Consider the following 13139-nt stretch of genomic DNA (forward strand, 5'->3'; position numbering starts at 1 on the left):
CGCCTCTAGGCGAGCCAAGGGGGAATGCTTGCCCATTCCCCCTTAGCAATCCCCCAGGGCACCCCGCTGCGCGGCCCTGCGGGTTCGCTGCGTTGCTCAAGCTGCCGGGGGAGCGCGCAAACTCGCTCCGCTCAGACATCGCGCGCCCCTTTTTCCCGGCAGCTCTGCGCTACTCGCCCGCTCAGAGGGGATTTCTGCCCCGTGCATTGGTCGAGCTGTTCGTCAAAAGCGATGAGTAGAACCTTTACGCATCCGAATACAGGCTAACGCGGCATCATCCGCACGCCTTCCAGCTCGCTCAATGGCTGCGGACGACCCAGGTGATAGCCCTGTGCATAGTCCACACCCAGCTCGCGCAGCTGATCCAGAATCGCCTCGTTCTCGACGAACTCGGCCACGGTTTCCAGGCCCATCTCGTGGCCGATGGTGTTGATGGAGGCGACCATGGCGCGGGCGATCGGGTCGTTGGCGATGTCCTTGACGAAGACGCCGTCGATTTTCAGGTAATCCACCGGTAGCGACTTGAGGTAGGCAAAGGACGACAGCCCGGAGCCAAAGTCGTCCAGCGCGAACTTGCAGCCGATCACCTTCAGTTGCTGCATGAAGGTCACCGCCTTGGCCAGATTGGCAATGGCGCTGGTTTCGGTAATTTCAAAGCAGATGCTTTGCGGCGGCACGGCGTGGCGCTCGATGGCATCCAGCACAAAGGCCAGAAAGCTTTCTTCCACCAGCGAGGCCGCCGACAGGTTGATCGAGTAGTTGCCAATATCGCCGTTGCGCCTGCGGTTGTAGTCGCCAACCCAGGCGAGGAAGTTGCCCACCACCCAGCGGTCGATGGCCGAGGCCAGATCGTAGCGCTCGGCGGCCGGCATAAAGGCGCCTGGCGGAATGATACGGCCATCGTCACCCAGCATCCGCACCAGTACTTCGTAACCCGGCACGGTCTGCTGCTGACTGATCGGATGAATCGGCTGCACGTACAACCGCATCAGGTCGCCATCCAGCGCATGGCGCAGGCGGTTCACCCACATCATTTCGCCGCGCCGTTCCAGCAGCTGGGCGTCGTCTGCCTGGTACAGGTGAATGCGGTTGCGGCCTGCTTCCTTGGCCGCGTAGCAGGCGCTGTCGGCGGCGCTGAGCAGCACATCCATGGTCGCCATCTGCTCCTCGACCGAGACCAGACCGATACTGACGCCCACGGCAAAGGTCTTGTCCTGCCAACTGAAGCGAAACTCCTCTACCAATGCGCGTATACCGTCGACGATCGGAATCGCCTCTTCCAGCGAGCAACCGGATAACAGCAGGCCAAACTCGTCGCCGCCGAGGCGGGCCAATACGTCGCTGCTGCGCACGTGCGCCTGAAACAGCTTGGCCAGCTGCCGCAGCAGTTCGTCGCCGGCGGCATGGCCGCAGGTGTCGTTGACGATCTTGAATTGGTCCAGATCCATATAGCAGAGCACCTGATCACCGCGCTCGTGCGGCTGCTTGGTCAGCGCCAGCGCCACTCGCCGCTCGAACTCCTTGCGATTGCTCAGCCCGGTCAGGGTGTCGTGCGCCGCCTGGTGCGACAGCTCTCGCGCCAACCGCCGGTTGACGGTCACATCGCGGAAGGTCAGCACTGCACCAATGATGTGGCCCTCGGCGTCGCGAATCGGCGCCACCGCATCCTGAATCGTCACTTCGCTGCCGTCGCGCCGCCGCAACTGGCACATGGCACCGTCTTCCCGCGCCAGTGCCTGGCGGTAGCGCCGCAGCAGCGCGCTGACCGGGTTGCCCAGGCGCTCACCGTCGGCCTCGTCATACAGGCAATAGACATCGTCCAGCGGGCGCCCGGCGGCTTCCTCCTCGCTCCAGCCGGTCAACTTCTGCGCCACCGGGTTGAGATACCGCACGCGGCTGTCCGGCCCGGTGGTAATCACGCCATCACCGATCGAGGCCAGGGTTACCTGCGCCAGCATCTTTTCCTGAAACAGCTGCTGCTCGATGCGCCGGCGCTCGGTGATATCGCGGATCATGCAGGTATACACATCATCATCGAAGGCGCCCCGGCTGACCGTCAGCTCCGCGACAAACTGATCGTGCTCGTTACGGCTGAACAGCACCTCGCGCATCATTTCGCTGCCGGCCTCGGGCAACGGCATGCCTTGCCAGCTGCGGTCAGCCACCAAGCGCTCGATCGGCTGCCCGATCAGGGCGCCGGCCGACATGCCGAACAGCCGTTCGGCGCCCGGATTGCAGCTGGCCAGCACGCCATCACGGCTGCAGGTGACCACGCCATCGCGAATGTCGCGAATGATGCTCTGGGTCATGCCCACGGCCCGGCGCAGCGCGTGAATCACCTTGTTGTACTGCGCGGCAATCTGGCCGACCTCGGTAAAAGGCTCGACCGGCACGTCCTGCTGCATGTCGCCGGCCTGCTGATGCGCTGCCATGGCCTCCAGCAGCTCGATCAACTCGGTACGCGCGCCGTGCTCTGCAACGTTCAAGCCCTGACGTTCCGCCTCCTCGGTGACCCGCATCGGCCAGAAGCGATTGATCCCGCGCAGCAGAATCCAGGTCAGGCCAAAGGCCCAGAGCGCGGCGACCAGCACACCCTCAATCTGCGCGATCAACTGCTCGAAACGCGTCAGACCGGTGCCCAACAGCGTGAGGTCGCCAAACAGCGCCACCGCCAGCGTACCCCAGATGCCGGCTGCCAGATGCACCGGCACCGCGCCCACGGCATCGTCGATGCGCAGGTGCGTGAGCAGCCGATCAGCAAAGTACATCACCACCGCGCCGCCGAGGCCGATCAGCACCGAGGCGCCGGCGTCCACCACGTGTGCGCCAGCGGTGACCGCCACCATGCCGGCAATCAGGCCGTTTAGCGGATAGACTGGATCGACCAAGCGCCAGCGTAGCCACGACATCATCATGCCGCCCAAGGTACCGGCGATAGCCGCCAATACCGTATTGGCGATAATCCCGGGCACCCGGCCATCAAACGCCAGCGCACTGCCGCCGTTGAAGCCGAACCAGCCAAACATCAGCATCAGCGCGCCGAGCATCGCCACCGGCAGATTCGAGCCCGGCATGCTGCGACCCTCACGATCCTGTTCATAGCGACCCTGCCGCGGGCCGAGAATCAGAATCACCGCCAGCGCGATCCAGCCGCCAATACCATGTACCACGGTAGAACCGGCGAAATCGACAAAGCCACGATTGGCCAGCCAGCCTTCGCCGTCACTGAAGCTGCCACCCCATGCCCAATGGCCAAAGAACGGATAGATCAGGCCGGCGGCGATGGCGGTAACCAACAGGTAGGCGCTGAACCGCATGCGTTCGGCAGCGGCGCCGGAGACAATGGTCGCGGCGGTGGTGCAGAACATAGCCTGGAAGAGGAAAAAGGCGGCCTGCCAGGTGTCGTTGAACGACAGCATGTTGAAGCCACTGCCGAACAGGCCGGTCGAGCTGACGCCGAACATCAGGCTGAAGCCGAACAACCAATAGAGGAAGACAGCCAGACCCAGGTCGGCCATGTTCTTCACCGCCACGTTGATCGCGTTCTTGCTGCGGGTAAGACCCGACTCCAGGCAGAGAAAGCCGATCTGCATGTTGAATACCAGCCCAGCGCAAAGCACAAGCCACAGAACATCAATCATTGAGACGGGCATAGTCGACACCTGATCCGATTCAGAACTGGCACTTTGATAGCGCGCCAATTATGGTAACGCCCTGTTTTGGGGCGACCGCAGTGTGTTTGCGGCTCCGCCGGCTCAGGACAGTGCAACCAATGCAGTTTTTGTACCAAAAGGTGTCGAAACGTCAGCAAATCGTCGCCATAAAACCGCAACGGGAGCAGAACAGGTGCAAGAGGCAGATTACAGAAGGGAGTAGGGAGGCAGGGCAAAGTGTGGCGCAGTTATCACTGAGCGGACTTTATGCCGCCCAGTGATGGCTCAGCGGGGAAAAATCAGTCGGCGATATGCACCAATTGCTTGCCGAAGTTCTTGCCCTTGAGCATGCCCTTGAAGGCTTCAACTGCGTTGTCCAGACCTTCAGCGACGGTTTCGCTGTATTTCAGCTCACCTGAGGCTACCTGACCGGCCAGCAGCGCGGTGATTTCCTGGTGCTTGTCCTGCCACTCGGTAACCAGGAAGAAGCGATGCTCAGGCTTGGGATCAAGCGCGCCGAAGATGTGGAATGGGGTTTCCACCTTGCTCTGGTCAGCTTCGTTATAGGCAGATACGTAACCGCAGATCGGCACGCGCGCACCCGGGTTGATCAGCTTGGCAACCGCCTTGGCGACGTCACCACCGACGTTTTCGAAGTACACGTCGATACCGTCCGGGCAGGCAGCCGCGAGGTCCGCGTCGAGGTTGCCTGCCTTGTAGTCGATGCAGGCATCAAAGCCCAGCTCCTCCACGACGTATTTGCACTTCTCGGGGCCGCCGGCAATACCCACCACGCGGCAGCCTTCCTTCTTCGCGGTCTGACCCACCACGGTACCGACCGGACCAGAGGCCGCCGCCACCACCACGGTTTCACCGGCTTTCGGCTTACCAACATACATCAGGCCGCAATAACCGGTGCGGCCCGGCATGCCGGCGACGCCCAGGTAGGTTTGCAGCGGCGCGCCCTGATCCTTGATCTTGTACACCATCGGAGCGTCGCCGGGGATGATGCCGTACTCCTGCCAGCCGGTGTAGGCGGTCACCACATCGCCGACGGCATAGTTGTCCGACTTGCTTTCAACCACACGGCCGATGCTTTCGCCGACGATGGGCGCGCCGATCTCGATCGGGTCCATATAGCCCTTGCTGTCGTTCATGCGCGGACGCATGTAGGGGTCGAGCGACAGCCACAGGGTTTGCAGCAGTACTTCGCCGTCTTTCAGCGCACGGACCGGCTCTTCCTTGATCAGCAGATCGCCATCCTGGATTTCGCCCTGCGGGCGCTGGTTAAGTACGACTTTACGATTGGTATGGGCAGACATATTTGCCTCTCGCTATCAGGTGTATGGGCGGACAGGTTGCCGCGAACTCGCCGATAATAGACTAGCAAAGGGGCAAGTCGTGCCCTTGCGGCCCACTATTCACGCGGCTGATTGTTTGCCAGTTGGCTGGCCGAAACCCGGTCTGGCGGATCAGCCCAAATCACTCACCGCGAGCCCCGCACCGTCGCTGATCACCCGATTACGTCCGTAGGCCTTACCGCGATACAGGCGCTGGTCGGCACAGCGGTAGAGCGTCTCCGGGTCGTTGCCGTCAACCGGCCACTGCGCCACGCCAAAGGTCGCTGCCAGCGGCACCTGCATGCCCTTGAGCTGCAACGGCCGGGCGCTCAGGGCCTCGCGCAGGTCTTCCACCAGGGTTGCACCCGCCTCCACGTCGGTATTGAGCAGCAGCAGGCCAAACTCTTCGCCGCCCAGGCGGCCCAGGTGATCGGTCTTGCGCAAGCGCTGTTGCAGCACCCTGCACAGGTGCTGCAGGGCGTGGTCGCCCACCACGTGCCCCCAACTGTCATTCACCTGCTTGAAGTGATCGACATCCAGCAGCACCAGACAAAAGGGCTGCTGGCTGCGTTCCGCCTGCTGCGCCGCCTGGACAAACAGCTGTTGAAAGCGGCCTCGATTGAATACGCCGGTCAGCGCGTCGGTTTCCGCCACCCGCTCCAGTACCCGCTGCGCCGCCGCCCGGCGCCCTTCATAGATGTGCACAAACAGCATCAGCAGCACGCCGCAGAGCATGGCATTGCCCAGGTCGATCATCCCGCCTACCGTGCGCACCGCAGCGTAACGCCAGATATACAGTGCCGCCGCCAGCACAATAAAGGGCGCGGCCAGCCAGAACCCGGCGCTGCGCCCCAGCAGCAGATACGACATGATCGGCACCAGGTACATCCAGACAAAGGCGGTCGGCGAGGCGCCGGGCATGACGATGATGTACACCATGAAACAGAAGGTGGGCAGCAGGTATAGATAGATCCAGGGCGTCAGATCCTGCACGGCGACGATCTTCCAGGCAGCCCAGAGCAGCAGCAGGCCGGCGGCGATTTCCAACAGCGCCAGCAGCAGGTTGTCGTTGCTCAGCTGCAAGACAGCAAAGCCGCACAGCGTCAGCCCGGTGGACGACAGCACCAGGCGCAATAGGCTACGACGGTCTGCATCGGCGAGCGCGTTACGCGCAGAAGCACCAGAGTCCGGTGTCGGGGGTTTGAGTTTTGCTGGCATTTCCCTCGCCTGCAGGGGCTGTGAAGCCTTTCAGTTTAGTGGGTGCACCGCATCTAGCCAGCCCAGCTTTCGCGCAGGTGCTGATCCTTGAGCCGCACATAGTTGTCGGCCGAATAGCTGAAAAACGCTTTTTCCTTGTCGGTCAGCGCGCGCACTTGCCGCGCGGGACTACCCATATAGAGATAGCCGCTTTCCAGCGTGCGATTGGCCGGCACCAGCGAGCCGGCGCCGACGATCACCTCGTCTTCCACCACAGCGCCATCCATAACGATACTTCCCATACCGATAAGCACGCGATTGCCGATGCTGCAGCCGTGCAGCAACACCTTGTGCCCGACCGTTACCTCATCGCCAATCACCAGCGGGTAACCATCGGGGTTGAACGGCCCGGCGTGGGTGATGTGCAGCACGCTGCCGTCCTGAATACTGGTGCGGGCGCCAATGCGGATGCGGTGCATGTCGCCGCGTATCACCGTGGCCGGCCACACCGAGCAATCCGCTCCGAGCACCACGTCTCCCAGCACCACGGCCGAGGGATCGACGAACACCGCCTGGCCAAGCTGTGGAATCTTGTCGCCAAAGGGTCTTACATTCATGTCACTACCTCGTTTGCCTGTTTGCCCGGCCTGCAAGAACAGCACCGCGCGCCTTGAAATGCCGGGGCCGCGCCCATAGATCTTGTGGACGACGAGGGCGTTGAGCAATCTGCTCGCCATGCCCTGCACCGATTTAATATGATGGCCGTCGAACGCCGTCACTGTCCAATCAGGAAGCCACTCCATGTCCAATCCGCTGCTGCAACCCTACGACCTGCCGCCGTTCAGTGCCATCCGCGCCGAGCACGTCAAGCCCGCTGTCGAGCAGATTCTGGCTGACAGCCGTGCCCAGGTAGAAGCCCTGCTGGCCAACCCGCCGGCCCAGTGGAGCTGGGCCAACCTGGTGGAGCCGCTGGATGACATGGGCGAAAAGCTGTCGCGCGCCTGGTCGCCGGTCAGCCATCTGAACGCGGTGATGAACAGCCCGGAGCTGCGTGAGGCCTATGAAAGCTGCCTGCCGCTGCTGAGCCAGTACTTCACCGAGCTGGGCCAGAACCAGGCGCTGTTCGAGGCCTATCAGCAACTGGCCAACAGCGCCGAGTTTACCCGCCTCGACAAGGCGCAGCAGACCATTATCGAGCACGCGCTGCGCGACTTCCGGCTGTCCGGTATCGCCTTGCCGCCCGCCCAACAAAAGCGCTACGGCGAGTTGCAGATGCGCTTGTCCGAGCTGCAAAGTCGCTTTTCCAATCAGGTGCTCGACGCCACCCAGGCCTGGACCAAGCAGCTGAGCGACGCCGCGCAGCTTGATGGCCTGCCCGACTCCGCGCTGGAACAGGCCCGACAAGCCGCCGCCGCCCGCGAACTGGACGGCTGGCTGGTCACCCTCGACTTCCCCAGCTATTACGCGGTGATGACCTACGCCAACGATCGCGCGCTGCGGGAAGAGGTATATACCGCCTTCTGCACCCGAGCCTCGGATCAAGGCCCGAATGCCGGCCAGCTGGATAACGGCCCGATTATCGAAGAAATCCTCACCCTGCGCCAGGAACTGGCGGAGCTGCTTGGCTTTGCCAACTACGCCGAACTCTCGCTGGCCACCAAGATGGCCGAAAGCACCGATCAGGTGCTTGGCTTTCTGCGCGACCTGGGCCAACGCAGCAAGGGCCACGCCGAGCAGGACCTGGCCGCCCTGCGCGCCTTCGCTGCCGAGCAGGGGTGTGCCGAACTGCAGCCCTGGGATGTCGGTTACTACAGCGAGAAACTGCGCCAACACCGCTACGCCATTTCGCAGGAAGTGCTACGCCCGTACTTCCCGGTCAACACCGTCATCAAGGGCATGTTTGGCGTCGTACAGAAGCTGTACGGTATCGAGCTGCGTGAGGTGGAGCAGTTCGAGCGCTGGCACGCCGATGCACGACTGTTTGAAGTACTGGAGAACGGCGAGGTTATTGGTCGCTTCTTCCTCGATCTCTACGCCCGCTCGCACAAGCGCGGCGGCGCCTGGATGGACGGCTGCCGTGATCGCCGCCTACTGCCGGGTGGCCAGCTGCAACGCCCGATCGCCTACCTGGTATGCAATTTCACACCGCCAGCCGGTGGCAAGCCCGCGCTGCTGACCCACGATGAAGTCACCACCCTGTTCCACGAATTTGGCCATGGCCTGCACCACTTGCTGACCCGCGTTGACTACGCCTCCGCCAGCGGCATCAACGGTGTGGCCTGGGATGCCGTCGAGCTGCCCAGCCAGTTCATGGAAAACTGGTGCTGGGAGCCAGAAGGCCTGGCGCTGATCTCCGGGCACTTCGAGACCGGTGAGGCCCTGCCCCAGGCACTGCTCGACAAGATGCTGGCGGCAAAAAACTTCCAGTCCGGCATGGGTATGCTGCGCCAGATCGAGCTCTCGCTGTTCGACTTCGAACTGCACGTACGTCAGCACCCGGAACTGAGTGTGCAGCAGGTGCTCGATCAGGTGCGCGACGAAGTGGCAGTGATGCGCCCACCGGCGTTTAACCGCTTCCAGAATGGCTTCAGCCATATCTTTGCCGGCGGTTACGCAGCGGGTTATTACAGCTACAAATGGGCTGAGGTGCTGTCGGCTGACGCCTTCTCGCGCTTCGAGGAAGAGGGTGTATTGAACGAGGCGACCGGACGTGCCTTCCGCGACAACATTCTGGCCCGCGGCGGCAGTGAAGAACCCATGGCGCTGTTCGTTGCCTTCCGCGGTCGTGAGCCGTCCATCGACCCGCTGCTGCGCCATCTTGGCCTGTCCGGAGAGGCGGCATGAGCCAGCCGGTAAAACGTTTCATCGCCGGGGCAGTTTGCCCGGCGTGCAGCACCATGGACACCATCCGCATGTTTGAGGTGGAAGGCGTGCCGCACCGCGAATGCGTGCAGTGCGGCTACGCCGATACGCTGGACGAGCGTGGTAACTCGGTGCCCAGCGAGCTGACCACACGGGTCAACGTCAGCAAACCCAAGGCAGACAAGCCCACCACGCAAACGGTGCAGTTCTTCCCCAACCCACGGCTGAAAAAAAAGCCGGAGTAATCTCCGGCTTTCTTCCTGTTCGTTGGCCGTGCCGCTCAGGCGGCGCCGCGCCACTCTATCCCTATGCCCAACTGCTCGCTCATGCATGGCCACTGTTGCCAAAGCTCGCGTCTGGCCTCGGTCTGCTGAGCTAGATAGCTCTGAAAGGTCTCCGAGCTGAAGGTATCGGCCGGCAGCAAGCCTGCAACCGCCGTTTCGACAGCGGCGTCCAGCTGATTGGCAAAGTCATCGCCCAGCAATTGATGCACGATCAGGTTGGCGCGCGTGGTATCCATTGGTATCAGTGCTTCGCCGCCGTGCGCCACATAGCGGTCGTTCACTTCTTCTACCAGCCGATGGGCCAGGTAAGCCTCATCCAGCAACGCCAGTAACCCCTGATGCTCGGCAGGCAGATCCGGCGGCTGCAGAAAGAACGCCTCGGCCACCTTCAGCACCGGCAGCAGGCGGTCGCGCATACGCGCAGCCTCGGCCACGGCGGCGGCGGCGTCGAGTACGTTGGGTACCTGTTCAACGTAGGCCTGCACAAATTTGAACAGTGTATCAATGCCATCGTCTTCCAGACGGATGGCCGGATGCAGACCTGGCAGGCGCTCGGCCAGCCAGGCACGCAGATGTTGCTGCGTATGTGGTTGATTCAGAGCCAGTTCGACCTGGCTTTTCAAAGCGGGCGTATTCATGATTTCTCTCCACAACGACAGCCGTATGCTGCAGATGAGTCGGTAGCGCGACGAGGTGCAAGACAAGCTAGCAGAGGTCGCATAACCCGTCAAAGTGGCTCAACGTGAGGCATTAGACCATTTTGCAATAACGCCGCAATAGAAATCAGTGTTGCCACAGCGCGATACCACCAAGACAATTTATAGCGGCCTTCTGCTATCTCCGCCAGCCGCCCATACCGGTTAAAAAATAACCTGTGGCAACATTGCCAAGCCGAATGCCGGGTCTATACTCGAGATTGTCCGGTAGCCATTGGGGGTACTGGCCGGGGGATTTAAAGCGACAGTCTAGTCGCTTGCTGACTCTGGTCCATCGCGTCTACAGCGACTTAATGTCGCAAGGTAGCGACTTCCCTACGCGCCTGGAGTGATAAAAAAAATAAAGGGGAACCGGGAATGTTGCGATCAGCAATGACCTGGCTGGTTGGTCTGTCCTTGTCCGCCGTTGGCACTGCCGCCAATGCCGAGTGGGGCGTCAACATGCAGCCGGGCGTCACCGAAGTTAGCCAGTCCGTGTTCGACCTGCACATGACCATTTTCTGGATCTGTGTAGTGATCGGCGTAGTCGTTTTCGGCGTCATGTTCTGGTCGATGCTCATGCATCGAAAATCCGCGGACAGCAAGCCCGCCACCTTCCATGAGAACCTCACGGTCGAGATTCTCTGGACCGTCATTCCGCTGATCATCCTCATCGTCATGGCGGTGCCTGCCACCAAGACGCTGATCGATATCTACGACGCCGAAGAGTCCGACGTCGATATCCTCGTCACCGGCTACCAATGGCGCTGGCAGTACAAGTATGTGGGCGAGGGCGTCAGCTACTTCAGCTCGCTGGCCACGCCCCGCGACGAGATCAACAACGTCGCGGAGAAAAACCCCAACTACCTGCTGGAAGTCGACAACCCGCTGGTGGTGCCAATCGGCAAGAAAATCCGCTTCCTGATTACCTCGGCTGACGTCATCCACTCCTGGTGGGTACCCGCCTTTGCGGTCAAGAAGGATGCCATTCCCGGCTTCGTCAACGAGTCCTGGACGCGCATTGATCAACCCGGCATCTATCGCGGCCAGTGCACCGAGCTGTGCGGCAAGGATCACGGCTTCATGCCCATCGTGGTGGAAGCCAAGACCCAGGCCGACTACGACGCCTGGATGGCCGAACAGAAAGAGGCCGCCGCCAAGGAAGCCGAGCTACGCGAGAAGGACTGGACGCTTGACGAGCTGGTTGCGCGCGGTGAGAAGGTTTACGGCTCTGCCTGCGCCTCCTGTCACCAGGCCAACGGCGAAGGCATACCGCCGATGTTCCCGGCGCTCAAGGGCAGCGACATTGTGCTCAACGACATTCAGGAACACATCAACACCGTCGTGAATGGCCGTCCTGGTACGGCAATGGCGGCCTTCGGCAAACAACTCTCTGAAGTGGATACGGCTGCGGTCATCACCTATGAACGCAATGCCTGGGGCAACGACACCGGTGAGGTAGTCAGCCCATTGGATATCCTCAACTTCAAAGACGGCCAATAGGAGACCTGTCATGAGCGCAGTGATCGATCACCATCACGCCGACCATGCTCATGGTCCGGCCAAGGGGCTGATGCGGTGGGTTCTGACCACCAACCACAAAGACATCGGCACCATGTACCTGTGGTTCAGCTTCATCATGTTTCTGGCCGGTGGCAGCATGGCCATGGTCATCCGGGCCGAGCTGTTCCAGCCCGGTCTGCAGCTGGTGCAGCCGGAGTTCTTCAACCAGATGACCACCACCCACGGCCTGATCATGGTGTTCGGCGCCGTGATGCCGGCCTTTGTCGGCTTGGCCAACTGGATGATCCCGCTGATGGTCGGCGCGCCGGATATGGCGCTGCCACGCATGAACAACTTCAGCTTCTGGCTGCTGCCGATGGCGTTCGGCTTGCTGCTCTCGACGCTGTTCATGGAGGGCGGCGGACCCAACTTCGGCTGGACCTTCTATGCGCCGCTATCGACCACTTATGCGCCGCCCAGCGTCACCTTCTTCATTTTCGCCATTCACCTGGCGGGCATCAGCTCAATCATGGGCGCGATCAACATCATCGCCACCATTCTCAACCTGCGCGCTCCCGGCATGACGCTGATGAAAATGCCGCTGTTCGTCTGGACCTGGCTGATTACCGCCTTCCTGCTGATCGCGGTAATGCCGGTGCTGGCGGGTGTGGTGACCATGATGCTGATGGACATCCACTTCGGCACCAGCTTCTTCAATGCCGCCGGCGGCGGTGACCCGGTGATGTTCCAGCACATCTTCTGGTTCTTCGGCCATCCCGAGGTGTACATCATGATCCTGCCCGCCTTCGGCGCGGTCAGCCAGATCATCCCGACCTTCAGCCGCAAGCCGCTGTTCGGCTACACCTCAATGGTCTACGCCACTGCAGCGATTGCCTTTCTGTCGTTCATTGTCTGGGCGCACCACATGTTCACCGTGGGCATTCCGATCACCGGCGAGCTGTTCTTCATGTACGCCACCATGCTGATCGCCGTGCCGACGGGGGTGAAGGTGTTCAACTGGGTGAGTACCATGTTCCGCGGCGCGCTGACCTTCGAAACGCCGATGCTGTTCGCCGTGGCCTTTGTCATCCTGTTCACCATCGGCGGTTTCTCCGGGCTGATGCTGGCGATCGCTCCGGCCGACTTCCAGTACCACGACACCTATTTCGTCGTGGCGCACTTTCACTATGTGCTGGTGCCCGGCGCGATCTTCGGCATCTTTGCCTCGGCGTACTACTGGCTGCCCAAGTGGACCGGCCACATGTATGACGAAGTGCTCGGCAAGACGCATTTCTGGATGAGTTTCATCGGCATGAACCTGGCGTTCTTCCCGATGCACTTTGTTGGTCTGGCGGGCATGCCGCGCCGGATTCCCGATTACAACATCATGTTTGCCAACTTCAACATGGTGTCCTCCATCGGGGCCTTCATGTTCGGCGCGACCCAGCTGCTGTTCCTGTTCATCGTCATCAAGTGCATCAAGGGCGGGCCGAAGGCGGCTGCCAACCCCTGGGAGGGCGCCGAAGGGCTGGAGTGGACGGTGCCGTCCCCGGCGCCCTACCACACCTTCACCACACCGCCTGAAGTGAAGTAGCCGGAGGCCGC

9 protein-coding genes are annotated in these 13139 nt (G+C 61.6%); 4 read left to right on the forward strand and 5 right to left on the reverse strand.

Going from position 1 to position 13139, the window contains the following annotated elements; genetic code table 11:
- Positions 1–263 precede the first annotated feature (263 nt).
- From amt to BLU26_RS10915, 4 genes are all read right to left on the reverse strand, one after another.
- Positions 264–3653, reverse strand: coding sequence for an ammonium transporter (gene amt, locus BLU26_RS10900; protein ID WP_092286572.1), 3390 nt, complete (start codon positions 3651–3653; stop codon positions 264–266).
- A 299-nt stretch (positions 3654–3952) separates the two neighbouring features.
- A complete protein-coding gene (locus BLU26_RS10905; RefSeq protein ID WP_092286574.1) occupies positions 3953–4975 on the reverse strand; it encodes an NADP-dependent oxidoreductase in 1023 nt (340 codons plus the stop codon).
- A 150-nt stretch (positions 4976–5125) separates the two neighbouring features.
- Complete coding sequence (locus BLU26_RS10910) at positions 5126–6211, reverse strand: GGDEF domain-containing protein (RefSeq protein WP_092286577.1); 1086 nt, start codon at positions 6209–6211, stop codon at positions 5126–5128.
- A gap of 53 nt (positions 6212–6264) precedes the next feature.
- Positions 6265–6807, reverse strand: a complete 543-nt coding sequence (locus BLU26_RS10915; protein WP_092288454.1) for a gamma carbonic anhydrase family protein — start codon at positions 6805–6807, stop codon at positions 6265–6267.
- A gap of 184 nt (positions 6808–6991) precedes the next feature.
- Here BLU26_RS10915 and prlC point away from each other — a divergent pair, with 184 nt between their 5' ends.
- Positions 6992–9034, forward strand: coding sequence for an oligopeptidase A (gene prlC, locus BLU26_RS10920; protein WP_092286579.1), 2043 nt, complete (start codon positions 6992–6994; stop codon positions 9032–9034).
- Positions 9031–9297 (forward strand): YheV family putative zinc ribbon protein, encoded by a 267-nt coding sequence (locus BLU26_RS10925; protein WP_092286581.1) that lies wholly within the window; start codon positions 9031–9033, stop codon positions 9295–9297. The genes prlC and BLU26_RS10925 overlap by 4 nt, the downstream gene beginning before the upstream one ends.
- Before the next feature lie 35 nt (positions 9298–9332).
- On the opposite strand, the gene BLU26_RS10930 is transcribed toward BLU26_RS10925, so the two are convergent.
- Positions 9333–9974, reverse strand: coding sequence for a hypothetical protein (locus BLU26_RS10930; protein WP_092286583.1), 642 nt, complete (start codon positions 9972–9974; stop codon positions 9333–9335).
- A gap of 435 nt (positions 9975–10409) precedes the next feature.
- Between BLU26_RS10930 and coxB the strand changes: the two genes are divergently transcribed.
- Positions 10410–11534, forward strand: a complete 1125-nt coding sequence (gene coxB / locus BLU26_RS10935) for a cytochrome c oxidase subunit II (protein ID WP_092286585.1) — start codon at positions 10410–10412, stop codon at positions 11532–11534.
- A gap of 10 nt (positions 11535–11544) precedes the next feature.
- Positions 11545–13128, forward strand: coding sequence for a cytochrome c oxidase subunit I (ctaD, locus tag BLU26_RS10940; RefSeq protein WP_092286587.1), 1584 nt, complete (start codon positions 11545–11547; stop codon positions 13126–13128).
- Positions 13129–13139: the final 11 nt, after the last annotated feature.

Origin of the sequence: Halopseudomonas sabulinigri (assembly GCF_900105255.1) — a bacterium.
Taxonomy (GTDB): domain Bacteria; phylum Pseudomonadota; class Gammaproteobacteria; order Pseudomonadales; family Pseudomonadaceae; genus Halopseudomonas; species Halopseudomonas sabulinigri.